The organism is Micromonospora sp. WMMD730 (assembly GCF_049178955.1).
GTDB lineage: Bacteria > Actinomycetota > Actinomycetes > Mycobacteriales > Micromonosporaceae > Micromonospora > Micromonospora wenchangensis.
This window is the reverse complement of record NZ_JBMHML010000002.1, coordinates 599,193-615,801: the sequence shown is the minus strand read 5'-3', so window position 1 is coordinate 615,801 and position 16,609 is coordinate 599,193. Positions and strand designations below refer to the sequence as shown.

At 74.1% G+C, this 16,609-nt stretch carries 17 protein-coding genes; 8 read left to right on the top strand and 9 right to left on the bottom strand.

Translation table 11 applies throughout. The annotated features are described in order from the left end of the window. The first annotated feature begins 198 nt into the window (after nucleotides 1-198). The 5 genes from ACN265_RS02920 (at nucleotide 199) to ACN265_RS02900 (ending at nucleotide 5,589) form a co-directional block, all read left to right on the top strand. Nucleotides 199-1,299 (top strand): sugar ABC transporter substrate-binding protein, encoded by a 1,101-nt coding sequence (locus tag ACN265_RS02920; protein ID WP_204924912.1) that lies wholly within the window; start codon nucleotides 199-201, stop codon nucleotides 1,297-1,299. A gap of 118 nt (nucleotides 1,300-1,417) precedes the next feature. Beyond that, a complete protein-coding gene (locus ACN265_RS02915; protein ID WP_204924911.1) occupies nucleotides 1,418-2,242 on the top strand; it encodes an ATP-binding cassette domain-containing protein in 825 nt (274 codons plus the stop codon). Further along, nucleotides 2,239-3,498 carry a sugar ABC transporter permease gene (locus ACN265_RS02910; RefSeq protein WP_357926474.1) on the top strand — a complete coding sequence of 420 codons (1,260 nt, stop codon included), beginning with the start codon at nucleotides 2,239-2,241 and terminating at the stop codon, nucleotides 3,496-3,498. The genes ACN265_RS02915 and ACN265_RS02910 overlap by 4 nt, the downstream gene beginning before the upstream one ends. Nucleotides 3,499-3,538: 40 nt before the next feature. After that, nucleotides 3,539-4,720 (top strand): ROK family protein, encoded by a 1,182-nt coding sequence (locus ACN265_RS02905; RefSeq protein ID WP_204924909.1) that lies wholly within the window; start codon nucleotides 3,539-3,541, stop codon nucleotides 4,718-4,720. A 131-nt stretch (nucleotides 4,721-4,851) separates the two neighbouring features. Then, entirely contained in the window at nucleotides 4,852-5,589 is a 738-nt protein-coding gene (locus ACN265_RS02900) for a DUF4142 domain-containing protein (RefSeq protein ID WP_204924908.1), read from the top strand. 88 nt (nucleotides 5,590-5,677) lie between these two features. On the opposite strand, the gene ACN265_RS02895 is transcribed toward ACN265_RS02900, so the two are convergent. The 4 genes from ACN265_RS02895 to tsaB are packed head-to-tail and all read right to left on the bottom strand — an operon-like array spanning nucleotide 5,678 to nucleotide 8,168. Further along, nucleotides 5,678-5,932 carry a hypothetical protein gene (locus ACN265_RS02895; RefSeq protein ID WP_204924907.1) on the bottom strand — a complete coding sequence of 85 codons (255 nt, stop codon included), beginning with the start codon at nucleotides 5,930-5,932 and terminating at the stop codon, nucleotides 5,678-5,680. A gap of 13 nt (nucleotides 5,933-5,945) precedes the next feature. Further along, complete coding sequence (gene tsaD / locus ACN265_RS02890) at nucleotides 5,946-6,992, bottom strand: tRNA (adenosine(37)-N6)-threonylcarbamoyltransferase complex transferase subunit TsaD (RefSeq protein WP_357926470.1); 1,047 nt, start codon at nucleotides 6,990-6,992, stop codon at nucleotides 5,946-5,948. After that, nucleotides 6,985-7,413, bottom strand: a complete 429-nt coding sequence (rimI, locus tag ACN265_RS02885) for a ribosomal protein S18-alanine N-acetyltransferase (RefSeq protein ID WP_421411333.1) — start codon at nucleotides 7,411-7,413, stop codon at nucleotides 6,985-6,987. Before rimI ends, tsaD begins: the two co-directional genes overlap by 8 nt. A 44-nt stretch (nucleotides 7,414-7,457) precedes the next feature. Beyond that, a complete protein-coding gene (gene tsaB, locus ACN265_RS02880) occupies nucleotides 7,458-8,168 on the bottom strand; it encodes a tRNA (adenosine(37)-N6)-threonylcarbamoyltransferase complex dimerization subunit type 1 TsaB (protein ID WP_421405941.1) in 711 nt (236 codons plus the stop codon). Between the two features lie 445 nt (nucleotides 8,169-8,613). Between tsaB and ACN265_RS02875 the strand changes: the two genes are divergently transcribed. After that, nucleotides 8,614-9,321, top strand: coding sequence for a helix-turn-helix domain-containing protein (locus ACN265_RS02875; RefSeq protein ID WP_421405940.1), 708 nt, complete (start codon nucleotides 8,614-8,616; stop codon nucleotides 9,319-9,321). A gap of 82 nt (nucleotides 9,322-9,403) precedes the next feature. Here the strand turns inward: ACN265_RS02875 and ung are convergent, their stop codons facing one another. The 5 genes from ung to ACN265_RS02850 form a co-directional block, all read right to left on the bottom strand. Beyond that, nucleotides 9,404-10,105 carry a uracil-DNA glycosylase gene (ung, locus tag ACN265_RS02870; RefSeq protein ID WP_204924903.1) on the bottom strand — a complete coding sequence of 234 codons (702 nt, stop codon included), beginning with the start codon at nucleotides 10,103-10,105 and terminating at the stop codon, nucleotides 9,404-9,406. A gap of 71 nt (nucleotides 10,106-10,176) precedes the next feature. Next, nucleotides 10,177-10,659, bottom strand: coding sequence for a tRNA (adenosine(37)-N6)-threonylcarbamoyltransferase complex ATPase subunit type 1 TsaE (gene tsaE / locus ACN265_RS02865; protein WP_421405939.1), 483 nt, complete (start codon nucleotides 10,657-10,659; stop codon nucleotides 10,177-10,179). Continuing rightward, nucleotides 10,656-11,753 carry an alpha/beta fold hydrolase gene (locus ACN265_RS02860; protein ID WP_204924901.1) on the bottom strand — a complete coding sequence of 366 codons (1,098 nt, stop codon included), beginning with the start codon at nucleotides 11,751-11,753 and terminating at the stop codon, nucleotides 10,656-10,658. Before ACN265_RS02860 ends, tsaE begins: the two co-directional genes overlap by 4 nt. Further along, complete coding sequence (alr, locus tag ACN265_RS02855) at nucleotides 11,750-12,868, bottom strand: alanine racemase (RefSeq protein WP_204924900.1); 1,119 nt, start codon at nucleotides 12,866-12,868, stop codon at nucleotides 11,750-11,752. The genes ACN265_RS02860 and alr overlap by 4 nt, the downstream gene beginning before the upstream one ends. A 71-nt stretch (nucleotides 12,869-12,939) precedes the next feature. Beyond that, the gene (locus ACN265_RS02850; protein ID WP_421405938.1) at nucleotides 12,940-14,409 is read right to left on the bottom strand and encodes an NAD(P)H-hydrate dehydratase; all 1,470 of its coding nucleotides are present in this window, start codon (nucleotides 14,407-14,409) and stop codon (nucleotides 12,940-12,942) included. A 252-nt stretch (nucleotides 14,410-14,661) separates the two neighbouring features. On the opposite strand from ACN265_RS02850, the gene ACN265_RS02845 reads away from it, so the two are divergent. Together ACN265_RS02845 and ACN265_RS02840 are read left to right on the top strand one after the other, a co-directional pair. Next, the gene (locus ACN265_RS02845) at nucleotides 14,662-14,958 is read left to right on the top strand and encodes a hypothetical protein (protein ID WP_357926461.1); all 297 of its coding nucleotides are present in this window, start codon (nucleotides 14,662-14,664) and stop codon (nucleotides 14,956-14,958) included. Beyond that, nucleotides 14,955-16,607, top strand: a complete 1,653-nt coding sequence (locus ACN265_RS02840; RefSeq protein WP_421405937.1) for an alpha/beta hydrolase — start codon at nucleotides 14,955-14,957, stop codon at nucleotides 16,605-16,607. The genes ACN265_RS02845 and ACN265_RS02840 overlap by 4 nt, the downstream gene beginning before the upstream one ends. The last annotated feature ends 2 nt before the right edge of the window (nucleotides 16,608-16,609 follow it).

Here is a 16,609-nt window from a genome sequence, read left to right as displayed (position 1 = left end):
TGGCCGGTTGCAGACCGGACACGCAGCGTGATTGCGGGGCGGGTGTCCCGGGGGTGACAACCGCGTTGCTGAATTGTTACCGCCGCCAACAAACTTCTGACCTCGGCAGTCTTGCGCCCGACTCGCGGCCGGGAATACGTTGCCGGACACAACAAAACACCGACCACTCCTCCCCCACCCTCGAAAGGACCCGTGCAGATGCGCAAGGGCTTCCTCACCTTCGCCGCCGTGGGCCTGCTGGCCACCGGCAGCATGGCCGCCTGCGGCGACGACTCCAGCAGCAACGAGGCCGGCGGCGACACCGCCAAGAAGCCGAAGATCGGCGTGATCCTGCCGGACAGCAAGTCCTCCGCCCGCTGGGAGACCGCCGACCGCAGGTTCCTCAAGGCCGCCTTCGACGCCGCCGGTGTCGAGTCGGACATCCAGAACGCCCAGAACGACAAGAACGCCTTCCAGACCATCGCCGACCAGATGATCACCAGCGGGGTCACCACCCTGATGATCGTCAACCTGGACTCCGGCACCGGCAAGGCCGTGCTGGACAAGGCGAAGTCGCAGGGTGTCGCCACGATCGACTACGACCGGCTCACCCTGGGCGGGTCCGCGCAGTACTACGTCAGCTTCGACAACGAGGCCGTCGGCAAGCTCCAGGGCGAGGGCCTGGTCAAGTGCCTGACCGAGAAGGGCGTCAAGAACCCGACGGTCGCCTACCTCAACGGCTCGCCGACCGACAACAACGCCACCCTGTTCAAGAACGGCTACGACTCGGTGCTCAAGCCGAAGTTCGAGTCGAAGGAATACACCAAGGGCCCGGACCAGTCGGTGCCGGACTGGGACCCGGCGCAGGCCGCCACCATCTTCGAGCAGATGCTCACCCAGACCGGCGGCAAGATCGACGGTGTGCTCTCCGCCAACGACGGTCTCGGCAACGCGGCCGTCTCGGTGCTGAAGAAGAACAAGCTCAACGGCAAGGTCCCGGTGACCGGCCAGGACGCCGACGTGACCGGCCTGCAGAACATCCTCGCCGGTGACCAGTGCATGACCGTCTACAAGGCCGTCAAGAAGGAGGCCGACGCGGCCGCCGAGCTGGCCATCGCCGTGGCCAAGGGCGAGCGCAAGGAGACCGGGCAGACGGTCAAGGACCCGGAGAGCGGCCGGGACGTCCCGTCCGTGCTGCTGGAGCCGAAGGCGATCGACAAGGCGACCGTCAAGGACGTCGTGGCCGACGGCTACGTCGACAAGGCGAAGCTCTGCACCGGCGCGTACGCCGCGCTCTGCACCGCCAACGGCATCAGCTGACCGTACGACGAGCGTCGTACCCCGCCGACGCGACGCCGCCCGGCACGGAACCTCGTGCCGGGCGGCGCTCGCCGCCGGACGGGCTCCGAGATCTTCCCTCCGTCCGAAGGAGACCCCCGTGTCCGCGACCCCCCTGCTGGAACTGCGCGGGATCGACAAGAGCTTCGGTCCCGTCCAGGTCCTGCGCGACGTCGCCCTCGCCGCCCACGCCGGAGAGGTGACCGCACTGGTCGGCGACAACGGCGCCGGCAAGTCCACCCTGGTCAAGTGCATCAGCGGCATCTACCCGGCCGACGCCGGCGAGTTCCTCTTCGACGGCCGACCGGTGACCATCACCAGCCCCCGGGACGCCGCCAACCTGGGCATCGAGGTCGTCTACCAGGACCTCGCGCTCTGCGACAACCTCGACATCGTGCAGAACATGTTCCTCGGCCGGGAGAAGCACAGCGGGCTGGTGCTCGACGAGCCGATCATGGAGCAGATGGCCGCGGAGACCCTCGCCGGGCTCTCCGTACGGACGGTGAAGTCGCTGCGCCAGCACGTCTCCAGCCTCTCCGGCGGGCAGCGGCAGACCGTCGCCATCGCCAAGGCGGTGCTCTGGAACAGCAAGCTGGTCATCCTCGACGAGCCGACCGCCGCGCTGGGCGTGGCACAGACCGCCCAGGTCCTCGAACTGGTCCGCCGGCTGGCCGACAAGGGCCTGGCCGTGGTGCTGATCTCGCACAACATGAACGACGTCTTCGCGGTCTCCGACCGGATCGCCGCGCTCTACCTCGGCCAGATGGTCGCCCAGGTGAAGACCACCGACATCACCCACTCGCAGGTCGTCGAGTTGATCACCGCCGGCCGTTCCGGCAACCTCGGTCTCACCGGCGAACCGGTCACCGCCGGCAACGGCACCGGCGCGGGACCCGCCGACACCACTCCAGGAGGCGTTCGATGACCACCACCGCCGTGCGCAAGGAAGGCCCGGCGGCGGTCACGCCGCCGCCGACCGTCGGCAGCCACCTGCGCGGCTACTGGAGCCGGGTCCGCGGCGGCGACATCGGCGCGCTGCCCGCCGTACTCGGGCTGATCGTGCTCTGCACCGTCTTCTCGATCATGCGGCCGTCGTTCCTCACCGCCGGCAACTTCGCCAACCTGTTCACCCAGGGCGCGGCGGTCACCCTGATCGCCATGGGGCTGGTCTTCGTCCTGCTGCTCGGCGAGATCGACCTCTCCGCCGGCTTCGCCAGCGGGGTGTGCGCGGCCATCCTGGCCAACGTCGCCACCAAGGCCGGCTACCCCTGGTACGTGGCCGTGCTCGCGGCGATCATCACCGGCGTGGTCATCGGCACCGTGCTCGGCTTCCTGGTCGCCAAGATCGGTATCCCGTCGTTCGTGGTCACCCTGGCCGGCTTCCTCGCCTTCCAGGGCATCGTGCTGATGCTGATCAGCGGTGGCGCCAACATCTCGGTCAACGACGAGGTGCTGGTGGCGATCGCCAACCGCAACCTGCCCCCGGCCGTCGGCTGGGCGCTGGCCGCCGTCGCCATCGGCGGGTACGCCGCCGTGCAACTGCTGCGGCACCGCAAGCGGCTGTCCCGGGGGCTCACCACCGACCCGATGGCGGTGGTGCTCGCCCGCATCGGCGGTCTGACCCTGATCCTCGGCATCGCGGTCTACATCCTCAACCAGGAGCGCAGCCGCAACGTCCTGATCAACTCGCTCAAGGGCGTGCCGATCGTGGTGCCGGTCATCGCGGTGCTGCTGATCGTCTGGACCTTCGTGCTCCAGCGCACCAGCTACGGCCGGCACGTCTACGCCGTCGGCGGCAACAAGGAGGCCGCCCGTCGGGCCGGTATCAACGTCGACCGGATCCGGATCTCGGTCTTCGTGATCTGCTCGTCCATGGCGGCGGTCGGCGGCATCGTCGCGGCCAGCCGGGCCAACTCGGTCGACCCGAACACCGGCGGCAGCAACGTGCTGCTCTACGCCGTCGGCGCGGCGGTGATCGGCGGCACCAGCCTCTTCGGCGGCAAGGGCCGGGTCCTCGACGCGGTGCTCGGTGGCGCGGTGGTCGCCGTCATCGACAACGGCATGGGCCTGATGGGCTACAGCGCCGGGGTCAAGTACGTCGTCACCGGTGTGGTGCTGCTCCTCGCGGCCAGCGTTGACGCGCTGTCGCGCCGTCGCGCCGCCGCCTCCGGAACGCGCTGATCCGCGTACTCCAGCGGCGGAACATGGGGTGCCAGCGACGATGCGGGTAGGACCGAGCCAGGACGAGATCCGACGGCAGAACCTCGGGGCGCTGCTCCGGCACGTCCACGTGCACGGCGCCACCTCCCGCGCGGAACTCACCACCGCCCTCGGGCTCAACCGCAGCACCATCGGCGCGCTCACCGCCGACCTCGCCGGGGCCGGACTGGTCAGCGAGGGCACACCGAAGGAGACCGGCCGGGCCGGACGACCGTCGCTGGTCGTCCGGCCCGAGTCCGACCGGGTCTACGCGTACGCGTACTCGATCGAGGTGGACCGGCTGCGGGCCGCGCGGGTCGGGCTCGGCGGCGAGGTGCTCGACCGCCGGGACCTGGACCGGCCGCGTGACCTGGACGCCGGGGAGACCGTCCCGATGCTGGCCGGCGCCCTCAAGCAGATGCGGGAGCGGGTGCCCCCGGAGTCGATCTGCGTCGGTGCCGGCGTCGCGGTCTGCGGCATGGTCCGCAGGGCCGACGGGCTGGTCCGGCTCGGCCCCACCACCGGCTGGGTGGACGAGCCGATCGGGGCCGCCCTCGCCGTCGAACTCGGCGTCGAGCTGCCCGTCACGGTGGGCAACGTGGCCGACGTCGCCGCCTTCGCCGAGCACGCCCGGGGCGTCGCCGCCGGCTGCGACAACGTCATCTACCTGTACGGGGACGTCGGCGTCGGTGCCGGCATCATCGCCGGTGGCCGCCGGCTGACCGGCCACGGCGGCTACGGCGGCGAGGTCGGACACATGGTGGTGGTGCGCGACGGCACCCCCTGCGAGTGCGGCTCACGGGGCTGCTGGGAGACCCAGATCGGCGAGTACGGGCTGCTGCGGGCCGCCGGCCGTTCCGAGGCCCGGGGCCGCGACGCGCTGCTGGCCGTGTTCGACGCCGCCGACCGGGGTGACGCCCGCGCCCAGACCGCCGTACGGCACGCCGGGGACTGGCTCGGCTTCGGGGTGGCGAACCTGGTCAACATCTTCAACCCGGAGATGGTCATCTTCGGCGGCACGATGCGGGACCTCTACCTGGCCGCCGCCGCCCAGGTCCGCAGCCGGCTCAACGAGACCGGGCTGCCCGCCTGCCTGGAACATGTCCGGCTGCGAACCCCGAAACTCGGCGACGACGCGGCCCTGGTCGGTGCGGCCGAGCTGGCCTTCGAACGGCTCCTCGCCGACCCGCTCGACGCCGCCTGAACGGAACCTCCCGACTCGCGCCCCGCCGGGTGAACTGATCGGCCCGACAGTCCGTACCAGTGGACGGACGGGCAGCCGGCGGGTCGCTGCCCGGCAGGACAGGTCGGCCCGGATCGAGGAGGCACCGCAGCATGGCACCGCTGGATTCCGTACGTCGTCGGCGAGGGAACCGGACCCACCGGGTGGCGGTGCTGGTCGTCACCTTCCTGGCCGGGCTGGTCGTGCTACCCGGCATGGCGGTCGCCGCACCCGGCAACCAGATGAACGCCGCCGACATGACGCTGCTCAACGGCGTCCGGTTGGCCGGCCTGTGGGAGATGCCGGCCGGCACGATGGCCGCCGAGAAGGGCCAGTCCGCGCGGGTGCGGGAGGTCGGCGCGGAGATCGCCCGGCAGCACGGCGTCCTCGACGAGCTGGTGGTGCAGGCCGCCAACAAGCTGGGCGCGACGCTGCCGAGCGACCCCACCACCGAGCAGAAGGGGTGGCTGACCGAAATGCAGAACGCCTCCGGTGCTCAGTTCGACCAGATCTTCGTGACCCGGCTCCGGGTGGCCCACGGCAAGATCTTCCCGGTGATCGGCGCGGTCCGGGCCAGCACCCGGGACAACACCGTCCGCAAGCTCGCCGACGAGGCCAACAAGTTCGTCAACGACCACATGGCCATGCTGGAGAGCACCGGGCTGGTCCGCTGGCAGCAGATGCCGCCGGCCGCGATCCCGGCCGCGCAGAACGACTCGCTGGTCGCCGCCGCCCAGGCCGGTGCCGCCGGCCCGTCGGTCGCGATCAGCACCACGGTCGTCTGGGCGGTCTTCCTGCTCGCGCTCGGCGCGGGCGGCTACGCCACCTGGCGGATCACGCGCCGCAGTTGACCAGGCGCACCTGACCCGACGGCCCGCAGGCGGCACCACCGCCGGCGGGCCGTCGGGCTTTCCGCACCCTCCGCCGGGGACGGACCGGTCAGCGGTCGACCTGGGTGAAGTCCCAGGTGTGCGGCGGGCGGGCGACCAGGGTGGCCGGCGGCTCGGGCAGCGACCGGGGGCTGCTGCGCCATTTCGAGATGACCACCACCCGGTGGTCGGTGGAGGAGAAGACCTCGCTGGACAGGTGCAGCGGATCGTGCTCGAACTCCGGCAGCGCCGTCTCGCACACCCAGGTGATCAGGTCGGCGAAGCCGTACGACTCGGCCCGCGCCTCCCACATCCGTACGATCACGTCGGCCCTCCCCTCACACGCTGACCGTGGTCAGTGGCAATGCCGAGTCGGCGGGTAGGTCCAGCCGGCTCGGGCGTACCCCGGCGGCCACCAGGTGCGACCCGAGCGCGGCGACCATCGCCCCGTTGTCGGTGCACAGCCCCGGTCGGGGCGTGCGGACCCGGATGCCGTACCGCTGCGCCCGTTGCTCGGCCATCGCCCGCAGCCGCGAATTCGCCGCCACTCCCCCGCCGATGACCAGGGTGTCGATCCCGTGTTCCCGGCAGGCGGCCAGCGCCTTACCGGTGAGCACGTCGCAGACCGCCTCCTGGAAGGCGGCCGCCACGTCGGCCACCGGCACCGGCTCGCCGGCCCGCCGCCGCCCCTCCACCCAGCGGGCCACCGCCGTCTTCAGCCCGGAGAAGGAGAAGTCGTAGCGGTGGGCGACGAGATCCTTGGCGGCGGTCAGGCCACGCGGGAAGGCGATCGACGCCGGGTCGCCGGCCCGCGCCTCCCGGTCGATGTACGGGCCGCCCGGGAACGGCAGGCCGAGCAGCCGGGCCACCTTGTCGAACGCCTCCCCGGCCGCGTCGTCGATGGTCGCGCCCAGCGGGGTCACCCCTCGGGCCAGGTCGTCGACGCGCAGCAGTGAGGAGTGTCCACCGGAGACCAGCATGGCGATCGCCGGCGCGGGTAGCGGACCGTGCTCCAGGGTGTCCACCGCGACGTGGGCGGCCAGGTGGTTCACCCCGTACACCGGCTTCTCGGCGGCCAGCGCGTAACCCTTCGCGGCGGCCACCCCGACCAGAAGGGCCCCGGCCAGGCCGGGACCGGAGGTGACCGCGATCGCGTCGATGTCGGCGAGGGTCACCCCCGCGTCGCGCAGCGCCCGGTCCATGGTCGGCACGATGGCCTCCAGGTGGGCCCGACTGGCCACCTCGGGCACCACCCCGCCGAACCGGGCGTGTTCGTCCACGCTGGAGGCCAGCGCGTCGGCGAGCAGGGTGTGCCCGCGCACGATGCCCACCCCGGTCTCGTCGCAGGAGGTCTCGATCCCGAGGATCAGCGGTTCGTCAGCCATGGTCCGTCCCGTCCGCGCCCGGTTCCGCGTCGCGCCGCATGACCAGCGCGTCGGTGTTGCTCGGTTGGTAGTAGCCCCGCCGTACGCCGATCGGCTCGAACCCGTACCCCGCGTAGAGCCGCTGGGCGGGGGCGTTGTCGACGGCCACCTCCAGCAGGACGCTGCCGACCCCGCGCCGGGCGGTCTCCGCGAGCAGGTCCTCCAGCAGCGCCCGGCCGATCCCGCGCCGTTGGGCGTCCCGGCGGACCGCGATGTTCTGCACCCACGACTCGCCGCCCGGGTCGACGGCCAGGCCCGCGTAGCCCAGCAGCGACCCGTCGTCGTCCAGGGCGACCCGGTAGTGGCGGCCGCTGGCCAGCTCGTTCCAGAACATCGCCGGCGACCACTGTTCGGGGCCGAACAGGTCCGCCTCGATCGGCATTACCTCGGCGATGTGCCACCAGCGGAACCGGTCGATGCGTACCGTCACGGGAGCACCGACTTGCGGCTGGTCGCCGCGACCGCGTCCGGCCGGCGCAGGTACAGCGGGGTGAGCGTCTCGCCGGGGGCACCCGCCCGGATCCGTTCGGCGGCCAGGGCGACCAGCGCGGCGGCCTCGGGGTAGCGGGGTTCGGCGCGCAGCGGCAGGCCGAGCACGTCGGCGTAGCGGTGGGCGCCGTCCCCGACCGCCTCGGTGACGGCCAGTTCCCGGGCGCGGGCGGCGGCGACCGCCGGGGCGTCCACCTCCGGACCGACGATCCGCCGGCCGGTGCCGTCGTAGACCGCCCAGTAGACCTCCTTGCGCCGCGCGTCGGCGGCGACCAGTACCCGCTGCTCCCCCACGGCCGTGCCGCCGGTAGTGCCGGCCGGGACCGGGCCGCGATGGCCGATGCCGTCGAGCGAGCAGACGCCGTACGTGGGGATGCCGAGCACCTGGCCCATGGTGGCGGCGGTGACCAGCCCGACCCGGAGCCCGGTGAAAGGGCCGGGACCGAGCCCGGCGACGATCGCACCGAGGTCGGCCGGCCTGGCGTCGACGTCGGCGAGCACCGCCTCGACCTGCGGGGCGAGCAGTTCACCGTGGGCGCGGGCGTCGACCGTGCACCGGTGCGCCCGCAGCGCGACGCCGTCCGCCGTGACCTCGGCCAGCGCCGCGGTGACCGCGGGGGTCGAGGAGTCCACCACCAGTACGAGCACGGTAAGCCAGCCTAGCCGTCCACCCGCGCCGCCCGGCCACACCCCGCCCGCGCTCTCATCCCGCGCGCTCGCCCCCGCCCGGGCTCTCATACTGGGCGCTCGTCCTGCTCCTCGACCTCGGAATCGTCCCGGTCCCGGCCCCGCGCTTCTGCCTCGGAACAGCCCTTCGGCTCCGCCCTCAGGCCCACGCCTCGCTCTCGGCCACCCCCTGTCGCCGCCCCGGCTCCCGTCCTCACCCCTGCCACCGCCCCTGGGCTCCGGCCGTCGGTGCTGCCTCGGCTTCTGGTCTTCGACAGAAGATCCTTGGCTCCTGGCCCCGTCGACGGACCACCGGATGGGGAGCCGGCCAGGCGGGGAGTGCTATCCGACGTAGAGCGGTATGCCTGTGGGTCATAAATATGACCCACAGGCATACCGCTCACTGCCGGCATATCATCATCCGGGGATGCCTGAGAGTAGTCGGCTCGCCACGGAAATCGCCGCCCTGCTTCGTCGGGAACGCAGCGTCCAGCGGCTCACCCAGCAGCAACTGGCGGATCGGGCAGGGACGAGTCAGAGCGCGGTGGCCCGCGTCGAGCGCGGTGGGCGGGTGCCGAGCCTCGATCTGGTCGAGCGCCTCTTCGCCGCCCTCGGCCGGCAACTCGCCGTCACAGCCCAGCCGCTCGACAGCCACCTCGACGCCGAGATGGACGCCCTTGCCGCGCGGCCGCTCGCCGACCGGATCGACGAGCTGGGGCTGGACCGGCTGCTCGACCGGCTGGGCGAGTTGCCCCACCTGCTGACCGGCAGCACCGCCGCGCTGCTCCAAGGCGCGCCGGTACCGGTCGACGCGGTCGAGATCGCCGTCCGGTGGCGCGACTCCGCCCGGTTCACCGCCTGGCTGGAAGCCGCCTACGGGCAGCGCTGGAACGCCAGGTGGCGGGAGTTCGGCGGACTGTACCTGGAGCCGGAGGAGCCGGGCGAGCACTACTGGATGACCCGGTACGGCGGGATCCGCGCCCAACTGTGCGACGAGTTCCCGGAGGCGATCGAGGTGCGACACGGGGACCGCAGCTACCGGGTGGTCCCGCTGGTCATGGTGGAGCTGACCGACCCGCAGGCCGCCGCCCTGCTGCACCGACACCGCCAACGCTCGGCCGCCGACCGCACCTGAGTCGACCCACCTCCTCGGCCACCCGCCTCCCTGGGCAGCGGGCCGAGGGAGGCGGCCGGTGGCCGAGGGGTGGGCGGGCGGGTCAGCCGGCCGAGCGCTCCCAGTCGATCGTGGGCAGGCCCGCGTCGGCGAGGGCCTTGTTGGTGGCGCTGAACGGGCGGCTGCCGAGGAAGCCACGCGGGTTCATCGGGCTCGGGTGACCGGCCTCCAGCACCACGTGCCGGGGGTTGGTGACCAGGGCCGCCTTCTTGCGGGCGTACCCGCCCCAGAGCAGGAACACCACCGGCTCGTCCCGGGCGTCCAGGGCGCGGATGGTCGCGTCGGTGAACTCCTCCCAGCCCTTGTTGCCGTGCGAACCGGGGCTGGCCTGCCGGACGGTGAGCACCGCGTTGAGCAGCAGCACACCCTGCGCCGCCCACCCGTCGAGGTTGCCGCTGCGCGGCTTGGGCACCCCGAGGTCCTCGCTCAACTCCTTGAAGACGTTGCGCAGCGACGGCGGCACGGACACCCCCTCGCGCACGCTGAAGCTCAGCCCGTGCGCCTGCCCCGCCTTGTGGTACGGGTCCTGGCCGAGGATCAGCACCCGGCACTGCTCCGGGCCGCACAGCCGGTAGGCGGAGAAGAGGTCCTCCTGCGGCGGGAAGACGGTCTGGGTGGCGTACTCGCGGGCCACGAATTCGGCAAGCGCCGCCGTCCGGGCCGGGTCCAGGTGCGGGGTGAGCACGGCACGCCACTCCTGCGGCAGCAGTGCGAGCAGGTCGAGGGTGGGGGTGTCGTCGGGCATCGGCAACCTTTCACAACGAAGTCCCCGGCACTCTAGGCAGCGGGTACGACACCCCACGCCCCAGGGCCGGATCAGCGCAGCGCGGTCAGGCGGTCCGCCCAGTCCCCGCCCACCGGCTCCAACTCGACCACCCGGGTGTCGTCGTCGCGCCGGTCGATGCGTACCCGCAGGTGGGCGTCGGCGAGCTGCTCGACCAGGCCCTCACCCCACTCGACCACGGTCACCGAGTCGTCCACCGAGGCGTCCAGGTCCAGGTCGTCGATCTCGGCGCGCGGGTCGGTCGCGTCCCCCAACCGGTACGCGTCGGCGTGCACCAGGGCCACCGTGCCGCCGCGCGCCGGGTCGGGCCGGTGCACCCGGGCGATCACGAAGGTCGGCGAGGTGACGTCGCCGCGTACCCCCAGGCCGGTGCCGAGCCCCTGGGTGAGGGCGGTCTTGCCGGCCCCCAGCGGGCCGGTGAGCAGCAGCAGGTCACCGGCGCGCAGCACCCCGGCGAGCCGGCGGCCGAAGGCGTGCGTGTCCTCGACCGTGGGCAGCGTGACGCGCACGCTCACAACGCCTCCAGGAAGCGTTCCAGCGCGGCGTTGACCTCGTCGGCGTGTTCCAGCATCACCACGTGCCCACTGTCATGGATCTTGAGGTATTCGGCGTGCGGCAACCGGCGGACGATCTCGTCCGAGTGGATTACCGGCGTGATCATGTCCTTGTCGCCCACCACCACCAGCACCGGTGTGCCGCTCAGCGCGGCCAGCGCCGGGAACCGGGAGTGGGTGGCCAGGGTCCGCAGGTAGCGGGTCACCGTGTCGGCCGACGTCCGGGAGTTCATCCGTTCCACGTACGACACCAGGGCCGGGCTGGGTTTCGGGGTGCCGAAGCCGTAGCGGCGGGTCAGCAGCCAGGCCACGTTGGACGTCGACCTGCGGGCCCGGTCGATCACGATCCCGCCGTACCGGGTGGCGTTGTTCATCATGAACAGCACCGGCGAGCCGACCCGGCCGAGCAGGGCCGGGGCGACCAGCTTCGTCTCGGCGAGCAACCCGCCCGACGTGGCCATCAGCACCGTGCCGACCACCCGGTCACCGAACAACTCCGGGTACGCCTCGGCGAACGCCATGATGGTCATCCCGCCCATCGAGTGCCCGACCAGCACCAACGGCCCCTCCGGGGCGGTCGCGTCGATCACCTTGCGCAGGGTGTGCCCGAGCGCGGCGAGGTCGTACTCGCCGGTCTCCAACCGTCCCGACCGGCCGTGCCCCGGCTGGTCGTACGCGACGATCCGGTGGTCGCCCCGCTCGGCGAGCAGCTTGCGCTGGAAGTGGAACGTCCCCATGTCCAGGCAGAAACCGTGCACCAGCACCACGGTCGGGTGCCCCGGCACCGGCCGGGTCGGCTCGACCACCTCGACGTGGATGTCGGTGCCGTCCGGCAACTCCAGCCGGTACGCCTCGTCGTAGCGCTGCGCGCCGAAGTCCTCCCCGGCGTACGGGTCGGCCGGGTCGGCCTTGAGCCGGCGGACCAGGGCCCGTTCGGTGGCCACCCCGGCGGCCAGCCCGGCGGCGGCCACCCCCACCGCGGCCCCGACCACGCCGGCGACCCTGCCGGCGGCGGTCCTCGGCCGGGGCACCCGGAACCGGCTGACCGCGCTCACGACCGCTCACCGTCGTAGACCCGGGGCACCCGGACCCCGCCGAACCGGGTGACGATCTCGTAGTTGATCGTGCCGACCGCCTCGGCCCAGTCGTCGGCGGTGGGCATGCCGTCGTCGCCGCTGCCGAAGAGGGTGGCCACGTCACCGGCGGCCACCTCGTCGTCGCCGCAGTCGAGCACGAACTGGTCCATGCAGACCCGGCCGGAGATGGTGCGTCGCTTCCCGCCGAGCTGCACCGGGCCGACGTTGGAGGCGTGCCGGGGCACCCCGTCGGCGTAGCCGAGCGGCACCACCGCCAGGTTCGCCTCCGCCCCGGTGGCGTAGGTGTGGCCGTACGACACACCGGTGCCGGCGGGGACCCGCTTGGTGAGCATCACCCGGGCCCGCGCGGTCATCGCCCGACGCAGCCCGAACTGCTGACCGGCGATCGGCGACAGCCCGTACACGGCGATCCCGGGTCGGACCAGGTCGAAGTGGGTGTCGGGGCGGGTCAGGGTGGCCGCGGAGTTGGCCAGGTGCCGGTAGCGCGGGCGCAGCCCGGCCCGCTCGACCATGGCCAGCCCTTCGTGGAAGACGGCCAACTGCCGGTCGGTGGTGGGGTGGCCGGGCGAGTCCGCGTACACGAAGTGGCTCCACACGCCGACCACCTCGACCAGGCCGTCGGCCTGGGCCTTCGCGGCGGCGTCCAGCAGGGTCGGCCAGTCGGCGACGGTGGCCCCGCCCCGGGCCAGGCCGGTGTCGATCTTCAGGTGCAGCCGGGCCGGCCGGTCGGCCGCCCGGCCCGCCTCGACCATCTCGGCGAGCTGGGACAGGCTCGCGGCGGCCAGGTCCACCCCGGCCGCCACCCCCTCGTGCAGGGGCAGCCCCGGGTCGAGCAGCCAGGCCAGCACCGGCGCGGTGATCCCGGCCCGGCGCAGCGTCAACGCCTCGTCGAGGGTGCACACCCCCAGCCAGTCCGCCCCCGCGTCGAGCGCGGCCCGCGCCGACGGGACCATGCCGTGGCCGTACCCGTCGCCCTTCACCACCGCCATCAGCTCGGCGCTGGTGCCCGACCGGAGCCGGGCCACGTTCTGACGGATCGCGTCCAGATCGACACGTACCTCGGCCTGCCACATACGCCCAGCCTACTGGCGTCGGTGATCACCCGGTCGGTGGACGCCGACCCCGGCCACCCCGCCCGCACCGGTCAGAGCAGCGGGGCCGCCACCGTACGCAGTGCGGTCGCCACGTCCGGCGCGGTCACCGGGCCGCCCCGGGCCGCCTCCCGGCCGGCCAGCCCGTGCAGGTACGCCGCGACGGCCGCCGCCCGCTCCGGGGCCAGCCCGGCGGCGAGCAGCGAACCGAGCAGCCCGGCCAGCACGTCCCCGGTGCCCCCGGTGGCCAGCGCCGGGCTGCCGGTCGGGTTGACGTACGCCCGGCCATCCGGCGTGCCGACAACCGTGCGGTCCCCCTTGAGCAGCACCGTCGCGTTCATCCAGGCGGCCAGCCGCAGCGCGGCGGCGACCCGGTCGGCCCCCGGCTCCTCGCCGCACAGCCTGGCGAACTCCCGGTCGTGCGGGGTGACCACGATCGGGGCGTCCCGGTTGCGCAGCCGGTCGGCGAGCGAGCCGTCCACCAGCAGGGTCAGCGCGTCCGCGTCGAGCACCACCGGCACCGGCGCGCCCAGCACCGCGCGCAGTTCCGCCCCGGCCTGCTCGTCGGTGCCCAGGCCGGAGCCGCAGACCCAGGCCTGCACCCGGCCGGCCCCGGCCACCCGTTCGGTGGCGATCACCGACGGGTGCTGCCGGACCACCTCGTCGCGGGCGCCGCCGGCGTAGCGGACCAGGCCGGTGGGGCCGGCCAGCGCGCCACCCACCGAGAGCACCGCCGCCCCCGGGTAGGTCCGCGAGCCGGTGGCCACCCCGACCACGCCCCGGCTGTACTTCTCGGAGGCGGCACCGGTGCGGGGCCACCAGTCGCGCACGTCCGACCATTCGGTGACCCGCAGCGCGGGGGTGCCGCGCAGCCACGGGCCGAGCCCGATGTCGACCAGCTCGACCTGCCCGGCCAGCGGGGCCGCCGGACCGACCACCAGGGCCGGCTTGAGCGCGCCGAACGCCACCGTCACGTCGGCCCGCACGGCGCGCGGCCGGCCCGTCCCGTCCGTCGGCACGTCGCCGGTGTCCACCGCCACCCCGCTGGGCACGTCCACCGCGACGACGGTGGCCCGGCCGCCGTCGCGGCCCCGCAACCCGGGCAGGCCGGCGACGAGTTCGTCGGCGGCGTCCCGCAGCCCGCCGGTGCCCCCGATCCCGACGATCCCGTCGAGCACCAGGTCGACCGTGGCGGGCGGGGCGTCGACCAGTCGACCCCCGGCGGCCCGCAGCGCCGCCAGTCCGTCGGCGTGCGCCCGCCCGGGGGCGGTCGCCAGCACGGCGACCTGGGCACCCCGGCGGGCCAGCCGCCCACCTGCGTACAACGCGTCGCCGCCGTTGTCGCCGCTGCCGACCAGCAGCAGCACCCGCGCGCCGTACACCCCGCCCCGGTCGGCGAGCAGCAGGGCGCACCGCCGGGCCAGCCCGGCCGCCGCCCGCTGCATGAGCGTCCCCGGGGGCACGGTGGCCATCAGGCCGGCCTCCGCCGCGCGTACGTCCGACACCCGCCACACCGATCTCATGCCACCCCCGTCTGCGCCGCCGGGCGGCCGTCCCGCCCGTCCCGGTCGGGCCCGTCCGCCGTGGTCGGGATCACCCTACCGGCGGTGGAGGCGGCAGATTAGCCACCGGCGTCGCGGCCGGCAAGACCTGTGGACAACCCGGGGGTACGCCCACCGCCCGTCGTCCACAGGGCCCGCCGGCCGACCGCCCCGCCACCTAGCGTCGGCGGCACAGGTCACGGCGGCGGGCCGGGCGGGGGCGGGAGGCGGACGATGACGGACGAGCCGGTGCGGGTGGACCTGCCGGTGCTGCGGGCGACCGCCGGCGGCCTGGCCGACGAGGCGTACGCGCTGGCCCGGGGGCTGGCGGGTCACCCCGGGCTGGTGCTGTCCTCGCCGGGTTGGCGGGCCGGGGCCGCCCTGGCCGGGCTGGAGTCGGCGGTGCACGCCTGGCACGGGGTGCTCGGCGTACGGGTCGCCGAGACCGGTACCGCGCTGCGCGACGCCGCCGAGGCGTACGCGGCAGCCGACGACCGGGCCGCCGGGCGGCTGGCCGGTCGACCCCGATGATCGGGTACGCCCAGCTCTGGGCCGCCTCCCCGAGCGACTGGGTGGCGGCGGGGGTGGCCTGGCGCGGGCTGGAGGCGCCGGTCACCCGACGGCGGTCCGGGCTGGCCGGGCGGGCGGCGACGCTGCGGACGGGCTGGTCGGGTGGGGCGGCCACCAGGGCCGGCGGCCGGCTCGACGGGCTGCGCGCGGAGCTGGGCACCATCCTGCCGGCGCTGGTCGAGACCGATCAGGTGCTCGCCGAGTTCGCCGGTCGGCTGCGGGTGGCCAAGGGTCGGCTCGCCGAGGCGGTGGCGCTGGCCGACCGTACCGGCGTGGCGGTCGACCGGCACGGCGGGCTGCGGGCGGTCCCCCCGACCTGGCGCGGCCCCGAGTCGGGTGTGCTGCCGGCTTGGGCGGGTGCCCGCCCCGGCCCGTCCGGCGGCGGGGGTGGCAACGGTGGCGGGGCGGGATCGCCGGCGGCGGTGGCCCAGGTGGCGGCGGCGCTGCGGGAGGCGCTCGCGCTGGCCGACGTGGCCGACCGGGAGGTCGCCGGCCGGCTGGCCGAGTTGACCGGGGCGGCCCGCACCGGCTGGGTGCAGCGGCCACCACCGGGCCGGCCGACCGACGATGCCACGCCGGCGGCGGTCCGCGCCTGGTGGGACGGCCTCACCCCGGCCCAGCGGCGCTGGCTGGTGCTGCACGAGCCGGCCCGGATCGGCCCGCGCGACGGGGTGCCGGCGGCGGCCCGGGACCAGGCGAACCGGCTGCTGCTGGCCGGGCACCGGGAGGCCCTGTTGGCCGAACGCCGGACGGCGTCGGCCAGCGGGTCGGGCGGGCGCTCCCGGCTGCGCCGGATCGACCGGACGCTGGCCGCCCTGGACGGCCTCGCCGGGCGGCTCGCCGCGACGACGGGACCCCGGCCCTACCTGCTAGGACTCGACCCGCGCGGCGACGGCCGGGCGATCGTCGCGCTGGGCAACCCGGACCGGGCCCACCGGGTGCTGACCTACGTGCCGGGGATGACAAGTGACCTCGCCGACGTTCCCGGCGAGCTGGGTCGGGCGGCCCGGGTGCAGGACCGGTGCACCGCCCTCGCCCCCGGTGACGAGACGGCGGCGGTGCTCTGGCTGGACTACGACGCCCCCGACTTCCTGCCCGAGGCGTCCTCACCGGCCCAGGCCCGGGACGCCGGGCCCGACCTGCACCGCTTCCAGGAGGGGCTGCGCGCCACCCACGACGGGCCGGCGGCCCGGCAGACCGTACTGGGGCACAGCTACGGCTCGCTGGTGGTGGGCAGCGCCGCCCGCGACCACGGGCTGGCCGCCGACGCGCTGGCCTTCGTCGGGTCACCGGGGGTGGGGGTGGACCGGGCCGGGGCGCTCGGCCTGCCACCGGGGCAGGTCTGGTCGAGCACCGCCGGCGATGACGTGATCCGGCTGGTCGAGCCGCCCCGGGAGCTGGCCGGCCGGGCGGTGCTGGCCACCTCGCCGCTGGCGAGCGCCGCCTCGCTGTTCCGCCCGGACGACCACCGGTTGTGGTTCGGGCACGATCCGAGCGATCCGGGCTTCGGCGGCCGGACCTTCCCCAGCGGTCGGGGCGGCCACACCGGTTACTGGGAGTCCGACAACCCCGCCCTGGACGGGATGGCCCGGATCGTGCTGGGCCGGTGAGC